The 21,707-nt window shown below is 36.4% G+C and carries 12 protein-coding genes; 10 read left to right on the top strand and 2 right to left on the bottom strand.

Annotated elements, in window-relative coordinates; translation table 11 throughout:
- Positions 1–505: 505 nt before the first annotated feature.
- The 6 genes from ASD98_RS00065 (at position 506) to ASD98_RS00040 (ending at position 10,927) form a co-directional block, all read left to right on the top strand.
- A complete protein-coding gene (locus tag ASD98_RS00065) occupies positions 506–3,448 on the top strand; it encodes a SusC/RagA family TonB-linked outer membrane protein (RefSeq protein ID WP_056198341.1) in 2,943 nt (980 codons plus the stop codon).
- A gap of 6 nt (positions 3,449–3,454) precedes the next feature.
- Positions 3,455–5,062, top strand: coding sequence for a RagB/SusD family nutrient uptake outer membrane protein (locus ASD98_RS00060; RefSeq protein ID WP_056198340.1), 1,608 nt, complete (start codon positions 3,455–3,457; stop codon positions 5,060–5,062).
- Positions 5,063–5,094: 32 nt separating this feature from the next.
- Positions 5,095–6,162 (top strand): SusE domain-containing protein, encoded by a 1,068-nt coding sequence (locus ASD98_RS00055; protein WP_056198337.1) that lies wholly within the window; start codon positions 5,095–5,097, stop codon positions 6,160–6,162.
- 110 nt (positions 6,163–6,272) lie between these two features.
- Positions 6,273–7,370, top strand: a complete 1,098-nt coding sequence (locus tag ASD98_RS00050) for a glycosyl hydrolase 53 family protein (protein ID WP_056198334.1) — start codon at positions 6,273–6,275, stop codon at positions 7,368–7,370.
- Between the two features lie 3 nt (positions 7,371–7,373).
- Positions 7,374–8,405, top strand: coding sequence for a glycosyl hydrolase 53 family protein (locus tag ASD98_RS00045; RefSeq protein WP_242412043.1), 1,032 nt, complete (start codon positions 7,374–7,376; stop codon positions 8,403–8,405).
- 83 nt (positions 8,406–8,488) lie between these two features.
- Positions 8,489–10,927: a DUF4982 domain-containing protein gene (locus tag ASD98_RS00040; protein ID WP_056198331.1), complete on the top strand. Its 2,439-nt coding sequence runs from the start codon at positions 8,489–8,491 to the stop codon at positions 10,925–10,927.
- Positions 10,928–11,077: 150 nt separating this feature from the next.
- On the opposite strand, the gene ASD98_RS00035 is transcribed toward ASD98_RS00040, so the two are convergent.
- Positions 11,078–12,187 (bottom strand): serine hydrolase, encoded by a 1,110-nt coding sequence (locus ASD98_RS00035; protein WP_056198328.1) that lies wholly within the window; start codon positions 12,185–12,187, stop codon positions 11,078–11,080.
- A gap of 119 nt (positions 12,188–12,306) precedes the next feature.
- On the bottom strand, positions 12,307–14,685 hold the full coding sequence (locus ASD98_RS00030) for an outer membrane beta-barrel family protein (RefSeq protein WP_056198323.1): 2,379 nt from the start codon (positions 14,683–14,685) through the stop codon (positions 12,307–12,309).
- A gap of 196 nt (positions 14,686–14,881) precedes the next feature.
- On the opposite strand from ASD98_RS00030, the gene ASD98_RS00025 reads away from it, so the two are divergent.
- From ASD98_RS00025 to ASD98_RS00005, 4 genes are all read left to right on the top strand, one after another.
- A complete protein-coding gene (locus ASD98_RS00025) occupies positions 14,882–16,465 on the top strand; it encodes a histidine kinase (RefSeq protein ID WP_242412042.1) in 1,584 nt (527 codons plus the stop codon).
- Entirely contained in the window at positions 16,462–17,157 is a 696-nt protein-coding gene (locus ASD98_RS00020) for a LytTR family DNA-binding domain-containing protein (RefSeq protein ID WP_056198316.1), read from the top strand. The genes ASD98_RS00025 and ASD98_RS00020 overlap by 4 nt, the downstream gene beginning before the upstream one ends.
- A 677-nt stretch (positions 17,158–17,834) precedes the next feature.
- Positions 17,835–18,896: a cellulase family glycosylhydrolase gene (locus ASD98_RS00015; protein ID WP_056198312.1), complete on the top strand. Its 1,062-nt coding sequence runs from the start codon at positions 17,835–17,837 to the stop codon at positions 18,894–18,896.
- Between the two features lie 2,555 nt (positions 18,897–21,451).
- Positions 21,452–21,707, top strand: a 256-nt coding sequence (locus ASD98_RS00005; protein WP_056198306.1) for a hypothetical protein, incomplete at its 3' end; no start/stop codon positions are given.

Genomic DNA, 21,707 nt, shown 5'->3' with positions numbered 1-21,707 from the left:
TTACCGATTATTAAATCTGTTATTAGAAAGGTTAATTATTTGTATTTTCATTTTTTTTAAAGCAAAAAAATAAAGAATATGTTTTTATTAAGTGTTTTGCGAACACTTTTACGAAATTGTCCCCTTTTATAAATGAATTTTTCCCTGTCGTAATACCGCGCTCTGTACTTAATTTGCAGTGTGAGTTGATGAGCTATAACGTTTGAGTAAAACTGTTTTATTTTTTTGTTCAGAGTAAGTCAACCAAAACAAACTAACCAATTATCTTAACCAAAAACAATTTAAACATGACCACAAATTCAATTAAAATTTATAGGGAGAAACCTTTTCTTATTGTAAAAAAATAGTAAGCTTATTTTAAAAGCAGGTTATAATCTTAAGAAATAATTTCTACAACCACTATTACCAAAACAGACCTTATTTTTTTACAGGTTATATCCTTGCCATCATTTTGTAACCACACTAATTTACCAATACTAACTTAAACCAAACCCATTAAAAAAGTATGAAAAGAATTAAAACCAAATTTTTACTTTTATTACTCTTACTGCCTTTTTGTGTTTTTGCTCAAAACACAATTAGCGGTGTTGTCCTGGAAAAGGATACCAAGCAGCCCATACCGGGAGTAAACATAAAAGTAGCAGGGGCAAACATTAGCACCTCTACAGACTTTGACGGAAAATTTCAATTATCCGGAGTAAAAACGGATAGTCAGATTACGTTTTCCTTTACCGGCTATAGCACTAAGACTATTCCGGCTGGCGGACAGAAAAATATAACAGTTTATCTTGAGGAAGATACCAATCAGCTAAAAGAAGTTGTAGTTCAGGTAGGTTACGGAAGTGTCAAAAAGAAAGACGCAACAGGTTCTGTAACCGCGCTTACTACCAAAGACTTTAATAAAGGAAATAATATTACAACAGAAAATCTGCTAAACGGAAGAGTAGCAGGTTTAACCGTAAATTCAACAGGTGCTCCGGGTTCTAGTTCACAAATTAGAATTCGTGGAGGAAGTTCGCTTTTTGCTAGCAATGACCCTCTTATTGTTATCGACGGATTGCCTCTTGATAATACTACAAATACGGGATCATCTTCGTTTTTAGCTTCGTTAAACCCCGCAACCGTAGAATCGATTACGGTTTTAAAAGATGCATCTGCTTCTGCTATTTATGGTTCCCGTGCTTCAAATGGTGTTATTATCATCACGACTAAAAAAGGAAGCAAAACATTATCTGTTGATTATAATGTGCAATATGCTGCAGGAACGCTGACCAAAACGGTTGATGTTTTTAGTGCAGATGAATTTAGAAGTGTTATCGCAGACAGAAGAAGCGATGATTTAAGCAAACTGGGAACTGCAAATACCGATTGGCAAAAAGCAATTTACAGAAACACCGGGACAGTTGATCAAAGTTTGGCTGTTAGAGGAAGTTTGTTTAATATCATTCCGACGAGTTTAACTTTAGGGAATACCGATCAGCAGGGTTTGCGTTTAACCAATACTTTTAAAAGAAACACGGTTGGTTTAGTAATGAACCCAACTTTTCTTGACAATCATTTAAAATTAAGGCTTTCGGCCAATTATACAAACGAAAAAAACAGGTTTACAGATGCTGTTGAGGGCGCTGCAATTGGTTTTGACCCAACGCAACCTATAAAAGTGGAGGGCGCGCCTTACGGAGGTTATTTCGAATATACTACCGGAGTTGATGCCGACGGAAATTATCCGTTAGTTTCAACTGCCGCCAGAAATCCGGTTTCGCAATTGTTGAATACCAATGACAGAGGAACGAATGACAGGATTTTTGGAAATTTCGAAATTGATTATAAATTTCATTTTCTTCCAGCTTTAAGAGCGGTTGTAAATGTTGGTTATGATGAATCGAATGGAGACAGAAGAAGATTGGTTGGTGCTGATGCCGGTTCTGCTCCTTCAAACAATAACATTCCGTATGGAACAAACGAATATACGGAAGCAACCAGAAAGAATAAATTATTAGATACTTATTTAGTGTATAATAAAACTTTCAATTCATTGAATTTTGAAGCGACCGGTGGTTATTCGTATCAAAAATTTCAAAGCTCAAGATTCGAAACCGGTAATATCCTAAACCCGGATTTACCATCAACATTTCCTGAAACTACTTTGGATACCGATGTTGTTTTAATCGGATTTTTTGCCAGAACAAATTTAAATTTCAGAGATAAATATTTATTAACGCTTTCTTACAGAAGAGATGGTTCATCCAGATTTGAAGAAGCCAATCGTTGGGGGAATTTCCCTTCAGCCGCTTTTGCCTGGAAAATCAAAGAAGATTTCTTTAAAGAAAGTACCGTATTATCAGACTTAAAATTAAGATTAAGTTACGGAATTACAGGACAGCAAGATATTCCAGAGCCAAACGGCTACCTGCAAAAATACCAGGTTGGCGGTGGAAATTCTGAATATTACTTCGGCGAAAGCCCGGTTCCGGTTGCACTTCCTTCAAAAAGAACAAACAATCTAAAGTGGGAAGAAACTACTGCCTATAACGCAGGTCTTGATTTTGGTTTTTTAGACAATCGATTAACTGCCGGACTTGATGTGTATTACAAAGAATCGAAAGATTTATTAGTAAATGCAGCGATTTCTGATGGTAGTAATTTCTCTAACCGCGTGTATCAAAACGTGGGAAGCTTTACTACGAAAGGTGTTGAGTTAACGGTTAATGCAAATGCGATCAAAACGGAGAATTTTAATTGGAATATGAATTTTAATTTATCCAAATTTGAAAGAAGAATCAAAAATCTGGTAAACGGAACTGACATCTTTTTAGGAGACAATATTGCAGGAACAGGAACTCCGGGGCAAATTTTCAGAGAAGGTTATACTCCTTATTCTTTCTATGTTTACAAACAATTATACAACAATGAAGGGAAACCAATTGAGGGCGCTTTCGCCGATTTAAATGGCGATAATATCAAAAATGATTCAGACAAATACATTTATAATAATCCGGATCCAGACTTTACATTAGGATTTGCTTCTACTATGAATTATAAAAAGTTTGACTTTTCATTCAATTTAAGAGCCAGTATTGGTAACCGAATTTTTAATGCCGTAGATGCGAGCAGAGCACAATACGATGCCATGGAAAACGGAGGAGTTTTAAGTAATGTTCCATCTCAAATACTGGATACTAATTTTCAGACTACTTCAAATGTGGTATTGTCAGATCTTTATATCGAGAATGCTTCGTTCTTAAAAATGGATAATATTACGTTAGGATACACTTTAAATAACTGGTTAAACAGCAAAGCTTCATTAAGGGTATCAACTGGAGTTCAGAACGTTTTTGTAATAACAAAATACAGCGGTTTAGATCCTGAAATCACCAATAACGGTGTAGACAAAACGATTTATCCTAGACAACGATCTGTTTTATTTGGTCTTAATCTTAAATTTTAATAAAAGATGAAAAAATATATTTTAATAACAATTTTAGCATTGACTGCCGTTTTTCAGTCTTGTACGGATGACTTAAATGTAGTCTCGAAAGATGATGATGTGCTTTCGTCTGATATTTTATTTTCGACTCCTGACGGATACAAAAAAGCTTTTGCAGGAGTATACGGAAACCTAACTTTGACAGGAGTTCTTGGTCCTGATAACTCTTCTCTTGAAGGTGTAGATGCTGGAACGAGCCAGTTTACAAGATGTTTATTGTATTTGCAGGAATTAACGACAGATGAACTGGTTTGGAGTTATGAAAATGATGGCGGAACGGCAGAGCTACAACGTAATATCTGGACACCAGCAAATCCTGTTATCTTAGGAATGTTCAGTCGAACGATGGTTTCTGTAGCTTACGCAAATGAGTTCTTACGTCAGAGTACACCTGAAAAGTTAAGCGAAAGAGGTCTTAATGATGCAGCTTTTTTGACTGAAATCGAGCTTGACCGAAAAGAAGTTCGTGTTTTAAGAGCATACGCTTATTACAACATGATGGATTTATTTGGAAAAGCGCCAATGTATACTGAAAATGATCCTATAAATTTTACCGGACCTGAGTTTAACAGAAAACAATTATTTGATTTTGTCGAAACAGAACTTAAAGCCGTTTTACCAGATTTAAAAACAGCCAGAACAAATGAATACGGAAGGCTGGATCAATCGATGGCACGTATGATTTTGGCTAAAATGTATTTGAATGCCCAAGTATATATTCAAGCAGATCGTTTTGATGACTGCGTTACTATGTGTAATGAAATTATTGCCGGAGGTTATACTTTAAAACTAAAATATCTGGACAACTTTAAAGCAGATAACAACACATCTCAGGAAATCATTTTCGGCATTCAGTCCGATGGTGCAGTTTCTCAAAACTGGGGAGCAACAACGGTTTTAACAAACGGACAAATTGGTGCATGGGAAAATAACGGTGCCGATTTTGGAATTGGCGGCTGGACCGGAGCGCTTCGAATTAGAAAAGAATTTGCTCAAAAATTTGATGGCGCAAAATTCAGCCAGGATACCAGAAATACGATAGGAAAAGGTGTTACGGGCGATCCGGGAAAACAAAGATCTATTGATATTGATGATATTGGTGTAAAAACGCAAGGTTATATTTTATCTAAATTTTCGAATAAAACTTCGACAGGAGTTAACGGAATCAGTTCTACTTATGCTGATACTGATTTTCCATTATTCAGATTAGCCGATGTGTATTTAATGTATGCTGAAGCTACTTTAAGAGGCGGAAACGGAACAACGGCTCAGGCTTTAAGTTATGTAAATGCATTAAGACAAAGAGCGAATAGTAATTTGACAGTTGGAAACATTACGCAAAGCGAATTAACGCTGGATTTTTTAATTGACGAAAGAGCACGTGAATTACACTGGGAAGCTCATCGTAGACAAGATTTAATCCGTTTTGGAAAATATACCGGAGGATCGTACAACTGGGCGTGGAAAGGTAATTCTTCAAAAGGAATCGCGATTGCTGCTCATATGAGTGTTTTTCCTATTCCGGAAGGATCACTGGGAGCCAATAGAAATTTGACTCAAAACCCTGGTTACTAAAACTTTTTTTTAAAACATAAACGATACGAAAAATGAAACATATATATAAAATTTTTATAGCTATTGCCTTAATTACAGGACTTTGGTCTTGTGAAAACGAAACAGATTTAATGATTTTAGAACCTCAGGAAGCTGCTTTTGCTTTGATAACCCCGGAAATGGGTTCTTCGACTATTTTAAATAAAGACACACCTAACAATACTGCCCTGACTTTTACCTGGGAAAAAGTGAGTTACGGAACGCCAACTATCGTTACCTATACAGTACAGTTTGCAGCAAGTAATACAGAATTTGCAGCACCGGTAGACATTACAACTTCAACTTCTACACACGCTTCTATTACAGTAGCAGAACTTAATACCAGAGCACTTGCACTTGGACTTATTCCTGGCGAAGAAGGAACAATCGATGTGAGAATTAAATCTACTGTTGGCACAACACTTTCTGAGCCAAAACTTTCTACGCCAATAACAATAAACTTAACTCCTTACAGAGGTGTATTCCCTAAAGTTGATTTGTTTTTAGTAGGACCGGGAACTGCTGCTGGCTGGAGCGTAACAAGCAATAATATGCCAATTTACAGAGATCCAAAAGAAAACGCAAAACAGTATTACACAGGATATTTCAATAAAGACGGCTTTAAATTAATAGAGCAAATTGGTTTCTGGGCTCCGTTATACGGAACAAATGGTGCTAGTGTGCAATATAGAGCAACAGAAAGTGATACGGATCCGGGGGTATTCCCAACTTCAGCTTCAGGATATTATAGTTTTGAAATTAATCTTGAAGAATTAACGTATAAAATTGAGCCTTACACAGGACCAATGACAACGTATGCAACAATTGGTTTGACTGGATCTGTATTAACAGGCGATGATACTGGTTGGAACACTGAAGTTCCTTTAGTGAAATCAGATTTTGATCCTCATATCTGGAAAGTTACTCAGACTTTTAAAGCAGGAAAAATGAAATTCAAAGCAAACAACAGCTGGGATGTAAGTTGGGGCGATAATGGCGGCGATATTATTGTTGAGGCCGGGAAATATGAAATCTGGTTCAATGACTTAGATGGTCGTTACATGTTTATTCCAACTCCATAAACTGAATTTAAAAAAGGACAGAAGCCTCAATGGTTCTAATTTGAGGCTTCTTCTTTATATAAAAAGAACTTGTTTTTAAGTTCAATTTTTCAATTCTTATAAATCATCTCATGAAAAAATATATAAAAATTCTTGGGTTACTTGCTATAACGGCAATGCAGTTTTCGTGCTCAGGTAATGATAATGCAGACACAGAAATTGTTAATCCGCCAGATGCAAATGATACTTTTATCAGGGCATCAGATGTTTCTTTTCTTCCTCAAATGGAAGCGTTGGGAACTAAATTTTACAGCAATGGCAAAGCCGAAGGAATGCTTACAACACTCAAAAATGCAGGTTGTAATACCGTTCGAATTCGTTTATGGAAAAATCCTGTAAACGGGCGTTCTGGCTTTAGCGAAGTAAAACAACTGGCTCAAAAAGCAAGACAAGCCGGTTTAAGAGTCTGGCTTACCGTTCATTACTCTGATGATTGGGCAGATCCGGGAATGCAGACTATTCCTGAAGAATGGGAAAAATTATCTTTTGCCGATTTAAAAACAGCCGTTTCTGATTATACCGCTACAATAATTACAGAAATCAATCCCGATATTATTCAGATTGGAAATGAAATTAATAGCGGATTATTGTGGCCGCAAGGAAATCTAATCAGTAACGAACAACAATGTATTGCTTTGTTAACTGCTGCAAGTGCAGCGGTTCGCAGTAAAGCGCCCAACACTAAAATAATGATTCATTATGCAGGTGTAAATAGCGGTGGCACAGATTGGTTTTTCAACAAAATGAAAAGTGTAGACTACGATTATATCGGGTTATCCTACTATCCTGTTTGGCACGGTAAAGATTTAACAGAAGTTAAAAATACTATTGATGCTTTAGGACAGAAATTCGGTAAAAAAGTTCTGATTGCAGAAACTGCGTATCCTTTTACTTTATTGCACAATGATCAGACCAATAATATTGTCGGAACAAACGATCAATTGGTAGCTGGATATCCGGCCACTCCGGCAGGACAAAGGACGTTTGTTATGGATATTAAAAACATAGTAAAAACATCCCAATTTGGGCAAGGATTTGCGTATTGGGGAGGCGAGTGGGTTGCTTTTAAAGGACCACAATCAACAAGCGGTTCTACCTTCGAAAATCAGGCTTTATATAGTTTTGATAACAACGCCTTATCTGTAATGCAGGCTTTCAGTAAAGACTAAAACATGAAAAAATCCCTTAAAATTTTATCTTTTTTAATGATGACCGCCATTATTTTTACTTCATGTAAATCTAAAATGGGGGCTGAAAAATATTCTTTTTCAAATGGAGCAGATGTAGGCTGGCTGCCGCAAATGGAAGCAACCGGTTATAAATTTTATGATACAGATGGTTCTCAAAAAGACTGTCTGCAATTATTAAAAGACCGCGGAATAAATACCATCAGGTTACGTGTTTGGGTAAATCCAAATAATGATAAAGCCAGCGGACACTGCAGTCCGGAAGAAACGGTTGTCATGGCAGTTCGTGCGCAAAAAATGGGAATGCGCATTATGATCGATTTTCATTACAGCGATTCCTGGGCTGATCCCGGTAAACAAAATAAACCTGCAGCATGGGCAAAACATTCTTTCCCGGAATTGTTAACCGATGTTTACCAACATACTTATGATGTTTTGAAAATGCTGAAAAAAGCCGGAGTAACGCCGGAATGGGTTCAGGTTGGAAATGAAATTCCGGGCGGTATGCTTTGGCCGGAAGGCAGTACAGACAATTTCAGTCAGTTGGCACAATTGCTTAATAAAGGATACGAAGCGACAAAAGCGATCGACCCAAAAATTAAAGTTATTGTTCATTTAGATGAAGGAAATAAAAGCGAAAAGTTCAGATGGTTTTTTGATAAAGCCACTGAAAATAAGGTGAAATATGATGTAATTGGATTATCATATTATCCGTACTGGATTAAAACCGATTATCAAAGTACTATATTAGATTTAGAAAATAATCTAAAAGACATGGCAACACGCTACAATAAAGAAGTGATGGTGGTTGAAGTTGGTGGTGATTTCGAACAAGTACAAAACACCAAAGAAATGCTTGAAGCCACTATAAAAGCGGTAAAAAGCGTACCCAATAATAAAGGATTGGGCGTTATTTATTGGGAACCACAAGGCGAAAAAAGCTGGAGTGGTTATCAATTAAATGCATGGCTTCCTGACGGAAAACCTTCGCCGGCATTGGATGCTTTCAAAAATTAAAAATTAAATTTCACCATTAAGATATTAAGATCATTTAGCTTTATGAAACTTAATATCTTAATGGTGAAAAAATAAAACATAAAATGAAATTAATTTTTAGATCAATATTATTCGCATTTCTTCTGGTTTTTTCGTCCGGAAAAATGATGTCACAATCAAGTACAGTTATTTTAAAGGACAATTGGCGTTTTTCTAAAGATGTAAAAGAAGAAGCATCTTCAGTAAATTTCGATGCTTCGAAATGGGAAAAAGTAAGCGTACCGCATGATTGGGCCATTTACGGACCTTTTGATAAAGAATGGGACAAACAAGTTTCGGCAATTGAACAAAACGGAGAAAAAATTCCAACGGAAAAAACAGGTCGTACCGGAGCGCTGCCGCATATTGGTACGGGCTGGTATCGCAATACATTTTCGATTCCGGAGTTTACAAAAGGAAAAAAAGCACTTCTTATTTTTGAAGGTGCTATGAGTGAACCTCAGGTTTTTTTAAATGGGAAAAAAGTAGGAGAGTGGGGTTACGGCTACAGTTATTTTTATATTGATATTTCCAAAGATTTAATAGCCGGATCAGAAAATGTGCTGGCGGTAAAATTGACTAATCTTCCATTTTCTTCAAGATGGTATCCCGGAGCCGGTTTATACAGAAAAGTAAGTATTGTGGTAAAAGAGGAGGAAAGTTTTGCGCAATGGGGAACTTTCATTACTACACCGGACATCACAGAAAATAGTGCTGTCGTCGATCTTAAAGCTGAGGTTAATGGCAATAATTTGTCGATGGTCACGGAAATAAAAGATGCCACTAATACTGTAGTAGCAACGCAAAAAGTTACTGAAATCAAAGACGGAAAATTTCATCAGGCTATTGCCGTTGCCAAACCACATTTATGGAGTCCTGAAACGCCTTATTTATATACAGCCATTACTAAATTATACGCTGCTGACGGAACTTTAAAAGACGAACAAAGTATAAAATTTGGTATCAGATCGATTAAATACGAAGCCAATAAAGGGTTTAGCCTTAACGGAAAAGTAACCAAATTTAAAGGTGTTTGTCTGCATCATGATTTAGGACCTCTTGGAGCAGCGGTAAATAAAGCGGCGCTACGAAGACAGCTTACGATTCTAAAAGATATGGGTTGCAACGCTATCAGAAGTTCTCATAATATGCCTTCTTTTGAACAGCTTGAATTGGCCGATGAAATGGGATTTATGTTTCTGGCTGAAAGTTTTGATGAATGGGCAAAGCCAAAAGTAGAAAATGGATATCATCGCTTTTTTGAAGAATATGCAGAAAAAGATATTGTAAATTTAGTGAGAGCCACACGAAATCATCCTTGTATTGTAATGTGGAGTTCTGGAAATGAAGTTCCGGATCAGTATGGAGCCGAAGGTTTGACAAGAGCCAAATTTTTGCAGGATATTTTTCATAGAGAAGATCCAACACGTCCGGTAACGGTGGGAATGGATCAGGTGAAGCAAACTATGGCGTCAGGTTTTGGATCCTTATTAGATGTCCCGGGACTGAATTACAGAGTTCATCTTTACGAGGAAGCGTATAAAGCATTTCCACAAGGATTTATTTTAGGCTCAGAAACGGCTTCAACAGTGAGTTCAAGAGGAATTTATAAATTTCCTGTTGTACAGGCGAAAAATAAAGAATATGATGATTTTCAAAGTTCGTCTTATGATCTTGAAGCTTGTAGCTGGTCCAATGTTCCCGATGAAGATTTTGTATTGCAGGATGATAAACCTTGGGTTATTGGAGAATTTGTCTGGACAGGTTTTGACTATTTGGGAGAACCAACACCTTATGATGAAAAATGGCCATCAAGAAGTTCTTATTTCGGAATTTCAGATTTGGCGGGACTTCCTAAAGACCGTTTTTATTTGTACAGAAGCAGATGGAATAAAGAAGATAAAACACTTCATATTCTGCCACATTGGAACTGGAAAGGAAGAGAAGGCGAAATTACTCCTGTTTTCGTTTATACCAATTACGACAGTGCAGAACTTTTCGTAAACGGAAAAAGTATGGGTGTTCAGAAAAAAAATAATTCGACTCCTCAAAATCGCTATCGTTTAATGTGGAATGATGTGAAATACGAACCTGGTACGGTAAAAGTAGTAGCATTTAATTCAGATGGAAAAATAGCCGCAGAAAGCGAGATTAAAACTGCCGGAGAAGCTTATAAAATTGTTCTTGAAGCAGATCGCCAAACTATTAAAGCAGATGGAGAAGATATTTCTTTTGTAACGGTTTCGGTAATAGATAAAAACGGAATTCCATGTCCTACTGCAGTTAATGAATTACAATTTAAAGTAATAGGCGCTGCAACTTACAGAGCTGCATGTAACGGAGATGCTACATCATTAGAAATATTTCATCAGAATAAAATGAAACTTTTTAGTGGTAAATTGGTGGTTTTGGTGAAAGCAATTAAAACTGCAGGAGCCATCCAATTGGAAGTAACTGGTAAAGGACTTCAGAAAGGCAAAATAAATTTAAAGTCAGAGCTTTAATATTAGAATAGTGTTATAATTTTTGAATACTAAAAGAGACGACCTATTGGTCGTCTCTTCTGTTAGTATTTTAGAATGCCATACTTTTGTTTGCCTAAGTATATCAAATTAGCTATTGTGCCAAACCTCTCTTAGATGTAGTTTGTTATTCTAATTACCTATATCCGGAATATAAAATCTTGCTATTTTTTCAATGATTTCTTCTGGAAAGATACCTGTAAGATTTGCAAAAAGAATGATTGTAAGATTATCTTTTGGGTATATAATAAAGGCTGAACGGCCACCGCCAAGAGGAGCAACTGCGGAATGGTTTTTTCGGGTAATTACTGGCCAGCCCAAAGCATATGCATTTAAAAGTCCGCCAAAACCATCATAAGATCCATTGTTCAGTTTTACAGGTTCCCAAATGGTATCAATATCTTCATTTTTTTTAAGAAGTTTACCTGATTGCAATCCAATTATCCATTTTGCCATTTCTTCAGCTGTTGTAAATGCACCGGCATCGGTTATCATTTTTGACGGGAATTCTTCATATGTTTCCTTTAATTTATTGCCTTTTATATATTCACCCGTTATTTTATCCTGATAATAAAAGGTATAGGTAGGGCATTTATTTTTAATTACATCATAGGAATTTCCATAGTATATCTGCTTCATTGCCACTACATCAAATTGATTTTTACGGACAAATTTTTCAAATGTTGCTGCACTACATTTTTCAATAATGCGCTGTAAAATATAATAGTTGGTAGCATTATAACTAAATTTTTCTCCAATTTCAGATTGTAATGGTAATTTTTTGACCTTTAACCACGCTGAATCTTGTCCCTTATCTCCAATCAGGCCTTTCTCATCTTCAATGTCAGGAAGCCCGGATGTATGGCTCATCAACTGTTTAATTGTTATTTTTTTCCAATTTTCCGGAATAGAATCTATATAATGGAAAATGCGATCATTAATATTGAGTTTATTTTGTTCTTGTAATTGCATTATGGCAACTGAGGTAAAAACTTTAGAGATAGAATTTATTGAAAAGATGGTATTCGTTTTTACAGGTATTGAAAATGGTATGTCAGCAATTCCAAGTGTTTCGGATAATAGAATCTTATTATCTTTAAGGACGACCAGCTGACAGCCTGGAATTTTTTTTTCCTCCATTTCTTTTTTGAGATAGTTAATAATTTCCCCTCTTTTATTTTGAGATAAAACAAAATTACCGGAAAAAATTACTATCAATAAAATAAAAATTTTGACTCTCATTATAATGTTAAGTTTCTCAAAGTTAAATATATTAGTTTATATGCAGCCATTCAATTTTCCCATTCTTGTTCTGTAATTATATTGATTTTTCCAAGAGAGCCCCATATAGACAAATTGCATTAGTTTCGATTGGCACTATTGGCTTGCCTGATTACTTTTGGATCGGTAAGATTAAAACGATAAACAAAACTAAGTCGGTAACGGGCAGCATTAGGGATATTGTTTTCAGTAAATAAATAGTCATTGCCAGTCGTGGTGCTCTTATTTTGTCGTAAACCAAAAGCATTAGTGATATCAAATACAATAGTGGCTTTGTCTTTTAATAAAATTTTGCTCAATCCAAAATCGAGAGATTGCAGTACTGCATTCTTAGTTTGCGCGTTTTGCTGCGCACCACGAAAGTTATAACGCCCCTGAAAACTGAATTTAGCCGGAAGTTTAATCTGCGTGCTTAAGCGTCCGGTAAAGGTTTCTCCGCTATAATCAAGGTTTTTTTGCTGATAAGTTCCTTTTTGATCAAAACGATAAAAATTTATTTCAGCATTTACCTGCAGCCATTTCAGAGGATTATATAGGACAGAAAACTCGATACCACTACGTATTTCATAATCGATATTAATTGGCGTTGTAAAAAAAATATCATTCTCACGATAGGTATAATCTTGAATATAACCTTTCTCCCGCTGGTAATAAACAGAAGGATTCAGCGTCAGCTTCTTCCAGGTTTTAAGAAAAGCCAGTTCAAATACATCTGAATAAGAAGGATTAAGATCAGGATTACCAATATATTGTGCGTTTAAATCGGTCAGTTCGTTAAAAGGATATAATTCATACAAGTCTGGACGATTTATTCGTTTGCTGTAATTGAGTTGTAAAGCTGCATGATCAAACTTATAACTCATATTAATAGTAGGAAACAGCTTATTGTAATTTTTTTCGTCGCTATAAGTGTTTTTTATATCTGAGATAGAAACTTGGGTCATCTCTGCACGCAGACCCAGCATATAAGTAAAGTGGCCGGCTTTATTGCTGAACTGCGTATAAGCACCGGAAATAGTTTCGGCATACTTCAAATGGTTGTCTATGTCTTGATAGGTTGCCCAGATATTATTTTGTTCTTGTTCAGCCAAAAAATCACTGGAGACTTTACGAATTTCCGTTTTAATTCCAAATTCTAATACTCCAGTACTATCAATGGGTTGTATAAAATCACTCTTAATAAGGAAATCCTTGCTGCTGCCTATTGAGCTCGTTCTAATACCAGGATAATTTAATAGAGTTGGAGATAAACGCTGTGTTAAGAGGTCCCATTTTTTATTACTGTTCCACCAGTCATACTGCATATCAATAGTCCATTTTTTTTCAGGCTGTTTAAATGTTCGGGTATAATTAAATTCTAATTGACTGTAATCCCGTTTTTCTAATGATTTGCCGTGTCTTGCCAAGGTACTGTCTACGGCAGTATTGGCATCGTCATTATAGTCGTACAGTAAATGTGTTTTATCATTATCATGTGTAGCATTCTTTAAGAAAGCGGTTGTAATCGTTTGATGTTCATTAATAAAATAATCAGCGCCAATGTAAAGCAATTTGCCATCATCATGGCGGTTTTCATTCTGCACACGATTCATTAAAGTTGGCACGCCATTATTAATACTGGACTGATTGGTAGTATACAGACCTACATAATCAGAAGAGCGTATGCTGAAATTAGAAAAAATGTTGACCTTATCTGATTTATAATTAATACTTGGGTTAAGGCGGCTATCGTTTGGAGATCCGGCTACTAATCGCACCTGACCGCTAAAACCACTTTTTTTGTTTTTCTTCAATATAATATTGATGATACCTGCTGAACCGGCAGCATCATATCTCGATGAAGGGTTAGTAATAACTTCTATCCGTTCAATCTGGTCGGCAGCGATTTGATCAAGCGCATTGCCTTGTGTAAGTCCTGACTGACGTCCATTTATAAGTACCAATACACTGCTGTTTCCACGAAGACTTACGGCTCCCGTCGGGCTTACTGCTACAGATGGAACACCATTCAAGACGTCATGAGCCGAGCCATTTTGTGACAACACATCTTTACCGACTTCAAAAACCTTTTTATCCAGTTTTAAGCTAATATTGGGCTTTTCACTATTAATTTCTACTGCATTCAATTGTATGGCATCACTATGCAGACTAATAACTTCCAGTTCTATTTTTGTCCTGCCGGAAATCACTTCCAACTGCTGTGTTAAAGGCTGGTACCCCATAAAGCTGAAGGTAATGGTCATTTTACCAATTGGTAATTCTTCAAGACGAAAAATGCCATGATCGTCAGTAATACCGCCGGCTACTGTTTTTAGGGTGCTGTCTTTTATTGCGACTGAGACATAGGGTAATGCCTCTTTAGTTGTATTATCCTGTACTTTGCCAGAAACAGTAGTTTGCTGGGCGTTGGCAAAAAAAGAAAATAATAAAATTAAAATATAGGTTATTAAAGCTTTCATAAGGATTGGTTTTATAGTACAAGATTAGTTGATAAAATAAAGTCCTGCCTTTTAAAACATGCAAACGGCTCAAAGAGCTTTTGAAATGCATTTCTCTATTCGATATTTATTTTATCTTTATCTCATGTATCGATTTTCCTTTTTTACCGCTTTTTTACTGCTCATGTTTACCTCATGTAAACAGTATAATGAGTATGTGAAATCAGATATAACCTATTATACTGATGATGATGATCTTCACGATTATCTGGGCGAATCAGGAGATTCTGTCTTTAAGGTTAATATAGAAGTAGAACTGATTAAACGAGAAAACAATTCGACACCGCTGGGTTTACAGGTTAATGCTTTTGGTGCTTTTGATATTTACTGGGACAATGTTTTGGTAGGAAGCAATGGTAAGATGGCCAAATCAGGGAAGGGCGAAGTACCGGGAACAGAAACAACTTACTATCAAATACCCGAAAAATTAGCTAATATGGGCAAACACGTTGTCACACTAGTTGGGACTCAATCGGATTTACAAGAGGTAAAACGCGGAATTGATGTAAAACTTGAAAGCTTTTTAAGACTTCATCGTGCACCGCTTATTGTGATGTCATATATGAACCTCATGGCGGGAGCTTTTCTGATTGCGTCTATTTATTATTTTTTTCTGTATATAAATAGTACCCGTAAAGAAACAACAGTTTTACTTTTTGGAATAATTTGTCTGCTTTTCTTCTGCTTGTTAATAATAGAATATGTCAAATTTTATATAGACATTCCTTATACCCAATTTTATATCCGTATGAAGATCGTGGGCTGGCTCACCTTTGCTATTTCAATATTGGTTCCCTGGTATTTCATGCTGCAGTTTGACTTCGAAAAAAAGCGATTGTTTTTATTTCTTTTATTTAGCAGTCTTATTGCGATATATATATTAAATTATCAACATTACGATCTTACCGCCATACTCTTTAGCGATGTGATGTGGCTTACGTCAATGGTGATAGCCAGTAATGCAGCTGCCCGAAAAATTAAAGGAGGTCTGATTGTTGTAGTCGGTTTATTTGCAAGTGCGGCTGTTAATTATTTTATGTTTTATGATTTTGGGTTGTTTATCGCTTTTACAATTATCGTACTTTCAATGCTTTATCTTCATACAATTAGAGCCAAAGCTATCGAAGAAGCTCACAATGCCTCATTATTGCTTTCCTCAAGGCTGCAGTTAGAATTAATTAAGAAAAATATCCAGCCCCATTTTCTTCGTAATACGCTGACTTCATTGATTGATTGGGTCGAGGAATCACCGCAGCAAGGCGTTGTGTTTATTCGCGCATTGGCAGACGAGTTTGATATTATGAACAGCATTTCTGAAGATGCGCTTATCCCGATCAGGCAAGAGATAGAATTATGCCAAAAACACCTTCAGGTAATGTCTTTCCGTAAAGAGGTTTGTTATGATTGGAAGGAAGAGGGTGTTGATGAAAATGAAAATATTCCACCTGCAATTGTACATACCATTATAGAAAACGGAATTACACACAGTATGCCGCCAAAGCAAGGATGCATCTGTTTCTGTTTAAGTTTTACTAAAGAAGATCGCTATAAACAATATACTGTAATGACATTGGCCAAAAACCGAAAAACAAGGAAAGATAAAAGCAATGGAACGGGGTTTAAATACATAAAAGCCAGATTAAACGAAAGTTACGGTAACAATTGGTCTTTTGACTCTCATGCGGTAGAAGAAGGCTGGCTGACTACTATTAAAATTTTTGATAAAATTGATAAAAGATGAAGATTCTGATTATTGAAGACGAAGCCCGGATTGCAAAACGGATAGAAAGAATGACTCGGGATTTCTTTGATAAAGATGTGCAGATTTTGCTTTGTGATTCGCTTGAGAATGGACTGAATACTATTGACCACCAGCAAATTGATCTGTTGCTGCTGGATTTGAATTTGAATGGAGAAGATGGATTTGATATTCTGCAGGTTTTTGCAGCTAAGTCTTTTCAAACCATTATTATTTCGGCTTATACGGAAAAAGCGATTACTGCATTTGCGTATGGAGTGCTGGATTTTGTACCCAAACCGTTTGATAAAACCAGACTTTCACAAGCCTTTACGCGCTTCACGACACCTGGAAAAGAATCAGGCCAGGATATCCAGTATTTAGCAGTAAAAAAAGGAAAAGCGATTAGGCTGATAAGCATTAAAGACATCATATATATTAAAGGTGCAGGAATTTATACCGAATTGCATTTGTCAGATGGTCGTATCGAGCTACATGACAAATCTTTAGAGTCATTAGAGAAACTGCTTCCCCAAACATTTGTTCGGATACATAAATCCTTTATCCTTTGTTGGCATGAGGCAGACAAACTTATCGTAGAAGCTGGCGGAAAATATAGTATGCAGCTTAAGAATGCAGGAGTTCTGCCAGTAGGCCGTTCTAAATACAAGGAAATCCGTCATAAATTAATCTGAATGATAATTCATTGCAGCTCTTTGATTAGTGGTGCTTACTTATAAGTATAGAAACGGGAGTACCATCGTAAATAAAACATTTATTATTTAAAATTTAATAAGCCCTGTCAATACCTATCTGACAGGGCTTTTATCGTTTGAGTAGTTTTTATTTGAGATCAGTTTTTGGTTTTTATAAGTCCAAAATCTATCATTTATTAGTGGTGTAAATTGTTTTATGGATAATTAAACGCCTTATATTTTATGTATTGTGTTTTTTTAAAGCTAAAAAATATCAAATTACAAATATGACCTTCTTTTTTTTCCAAATTACCCCTGCTGAAAAACTTATGTAAGACATTACTTTGTAATAATATTTTATATGAAAAGTAAATGCGGTGATGTTCAATGTTATATGATTTTATGAATAGAGCTGCAGTTACTCTCTGTGAGATGTTTTTTACTAACTAAACCAATAAACTTATGAGACCGTATGATTAATTGCAGCCAATGCACACTATAATGGACTTTTTTAATTTTTGAAGATGAATTTCAAATAAGAAAATAGAGTCTGATTATTTAGGTGCACAGTCTTGCTGTTATAAATAGTATTAAAAGTAAATTTTTCTGGTATTGTATAATAAGCAAGAAGAAGAAGAACCAAATATTAATTAACCAATTTAAACTATTTTATTTCAATGAAAAAAAGATATGCAGTTATGTTAGGCATCATTCTATGTGCCTGTTCCAAAGAAAATGATCTGGAAGTAAGTTCAGGAGATACAGCAGGCATTAAGCCTTCGGTTGAAAACACAGTATCAAACAGCAGTGCTTCTTCTGCTAAAGTCGGTGCTGCGTCGATAGCAGGATTAAACTGGGCGGATGGGAGAGATAATTTTGTAGACGGCTGGATTATTATCTCAGGATTGACCGCAGGGGATAGTTACAGTACAGTTGCATCGAAAACAGAAGCCGTGCTGAATGGGTTTTCCAGTAAAATAAGCGGGGTTAACACAATACGCATACCTATTAACCCACCTTCAGTTTCAGAGAGCTGGTGGGGTAGTTATCAGGGAGTCATCGATAAAGCGACCAGTAAAGGATGGAAAGTAATCATTGCATGCTGGGAGTCTTCCTCCTCAAAAGACGGTATAATTGATAATACTACAGCTTTTTGGAATATGTGGACTACCGTAATCAATAAATATCAAAACAATTCGAATGTTTATTTTGAACCATTTAATGAGCCTCATGGATATACGTTATCACAACTCACGAGTATTTATTCTCAATTTCTTTCTAATTATTCCGGTGTTCCAAAAGGAAGGATAATTCTGGACGGAACAGGATATTCTGAGAATGTTACCGGAGTTGGGGCAGACAGCCGTTTTAATGGCTGTTTACTTGGACTGCATAATTATGCTTTCTGGGCAGCCAGATCAGTTACTCAATGGAGAGCGGATTGGCGCAATCGCATAGGAAGTTATGGCGCTCGTACGGTGATTACTGAATTTGGAGCCACCATGAACTCAGGCAAAGACTACCAGAACGGGAATCAGTCTGATAATGAAATTGCTTATATTGTAGCAACCAGTGACGTCTGCAGAGATGATAAGATTGCAAGTGTTTACTGGCCAGGATTAAGAGATAATGATTCTTACAGTTTGTTTAACAGAGGAGGCAGCGGAACTAACATTACTATAAATACAGTAAGCGGCACTGGTGTATTTCGTATAAGATACGGCTGGGGTGAGAATTAATATAACCCTAAAGCTATTTTGAATTTAATAAGGAAGAAGGTCGGCACTGACCTTCTTTTTTTATTTCTGATAATCTGTTGATCTTTACTATATACTTTAACAAATAAGCAAACAAATCATACTGTTTTTTGATAGGATACAAAAAATTGTTAAATATAAAAATGGCTCATTTAAGAAAATAAATTAAATGGATAATTTCATTTGTGTATGTTTTGAACATTACTGGAAAAATTATTAGTAATACTGCCATTCTTTAGCTGTAATTAAAGTGGTAGTCCCAGAGCGGGATTCAAACTTAATATTCTGCATTTGACAATCTTTAAACTATGTGCTGCAATTTTGCGACGAAACTTAAAATACCAGTTTTTTAAGACTATCAAAATAAGGTAGATATACCTTTTAGTTTCATATTCTTTTGTTCTTTCAGATTGTTTAGTAGAATATTATTATTTGTTTTTTATTTCCTTTTTGAGGAATTATTGCATCTTCCAGAATACCTTATGTTTGTAAATGTAATCTAATCAAATAGTTAAAAGTGTTTTAATTTGGTTTAAATATTGACAAAGCACACAGCCTTTAATTTTTTTGTAACACAAAGATAGGAATGTCGTGTTTTGATTTATAAAAGCACCACTTTTATTTAATGATTTAATAGTCAGTTTATTATTTTTTTTATCTCTAAAAAAACTTCATATCTAAATATAGATACCCACTTCAAATACCCTAATCTATAACTTTAAAAGCTTATGGAGGTAAAACAAAAAAGTATTTAAGAAGAACTTGCAACTTCAAATTAGATGTTTGAATAAAAACACTAAGAAAATTAATTACATAATAATTGAATGTTATGAAAAATAGATTACTTCCTTTATTTGTTGTTTTAGGGTCTTTTTCTGCGTATTCGCAGGTAGGTATTGGAACAAAAAACCCGAGTCCTTCCACTCAGCTGCATGTATTTGGTGAGAATGGAAACAAGGGGATGTTGATTCCATCGGTTGGTTTAGAAAGTACCACCGATAAAGTTACCGTTACACATGACCCAAATGCAAAAGATCCCCTTGCGGTTGATGGTATTTATCAAGTAGGTTTATTGGTTTTTAATACCAATACAGCTGCAGACGTTACGCCAGGTTATTACTATTGGTCTGCTGGAAAGTGGAACAGAATGACTATTTCAGGCGAAGCAGGTTCTGGATTTTCTGGAATAGCTGGTGGAGATGGTGCGCCTGGTGCACCTGGAACCCCTGCGATTGATTCCAGTGTAAAAATGTACATTGACTATTTAACAAATATTGTATATGTACGTGATGCTGATGGTAAGTGGATGCCATTAAATGGAAAAGATGGAAAAGACGGTATTGCGGGAGCTCCAGGATTAGGAGCTGGGCCAGGGATACCCGGAAAAGATGGTACAGATGGTGCGGCTGGCCCGGGAATTACTACCTGGATTAACACAGATACTGGTATTGTTTATATTAAAGACACTATTACTGGAGAATGGATTCCGGTAAGTGGAAGAAATGGAATAGATGGTATTGCAGGACCAACTGGTCCAGGAGGTGCAACAGGAGCTCCTGGAACAGCAGGTGCTATTACAACACTTAATGCGATTATAAAAGATCCAGCTGGAAATATATATGCATATATTGGAACTAATAATACAGTGGCCGGCCGTGCTGCTGAATGGGAAGATAAATCACCAAACTGGGTTAAGATTAATGGCAATGACGGAGCAAACGGTGTTCCGGGCGCTGCTGGTTTAGCCGGAGGTCCAGGTGTACCGGGAATAGATGGAGTTATTGCTCCTGCTGGAACTGTTACATGGATTGATACAAAAACAGGAATCATTTATGTTAAAGATGAAAATGGTAACTGGGTTGCTGTAAATGGAAAAGATGGTATTGATGGAATTGACGGAGCAGCTGGAGTTCCTGGTACACCGGGAGCTATCACAACCCTTAACGCAATTGTAAAAGATCCAAAAGGAGATATTTATGCTTACATAGGAACAAAAAATACAGTTGAGGGTCGTGATGCTGATTGGGTTTCAAAAACAAACTGGATTAAAATCAATGGTCTGAATGGTGCAGCGGGTATTGCCGGAGCANTAGGAACAAAAAATACAGTTGAGGGTCGTGATGCTGATTGGGTTTCAAAAACAAACTGGATTAAAATCAATGGTCTGAATGGTGCAGCGGGTATTGCCGGAGCAACGGGTGAACCTGGTACAGCTGGTGCTATCACAACCCTTGATGCAATTGTAAAAGATCCTAAGGGAGATATTTATGCCTACATCGGAACTGATGCTACAATTGCTGGCCGTGCTGATGAGTGGGCTGAGAAATCACCAAACTGGATTAAGATTAACGGAAATGACGGGATAGATGGTCTTGCAGGATCTGCCGGTATTGGAGGAGCAGCTGGTGCACCTGGTACACCGGGTTCCATTACAACCCTTAATGCGATCATGCAGGATCCAAATAGGATCTGCCGGTATTGGAGGAGCAGCTGGTGCACCTGGTACACCGGGTTCCATTACAACCCTTAATGCGATCATGCAGGATCCAAATGGAGACATTTATGCTTATATAGGAACAAAAAATACAGCTGCCGAACGTGATGCWGAGTGGGTTTYAAAAACAAACTGGGTCAGAATTAACGGTAATGACGGAACAGATGGTCTAGCAGGACCAGCTGGTATAGGAGGAGCAACTGGTGCACCTGGTACACCGGGTTCCATTACAACCCTTAATGCGATCATGCAGGATCCAAATGGAGACATTTATGCTTATATAGGAACAAAAAATACAG

It is taken from the genome of Flavobacterium sp. Root186, assembly GCF_001428525.1.
Lineage (GTDB): Bacteria > Bacteroidota > Bacteroidia > Flavobacteriales > Flavobacteriaceae > Flavobacterium.
The sequence above is the reverse complement of the archived record's forward strand: the minus strand, read 5'-3'. Positions and strand labels throughout refer to the sequence as shown.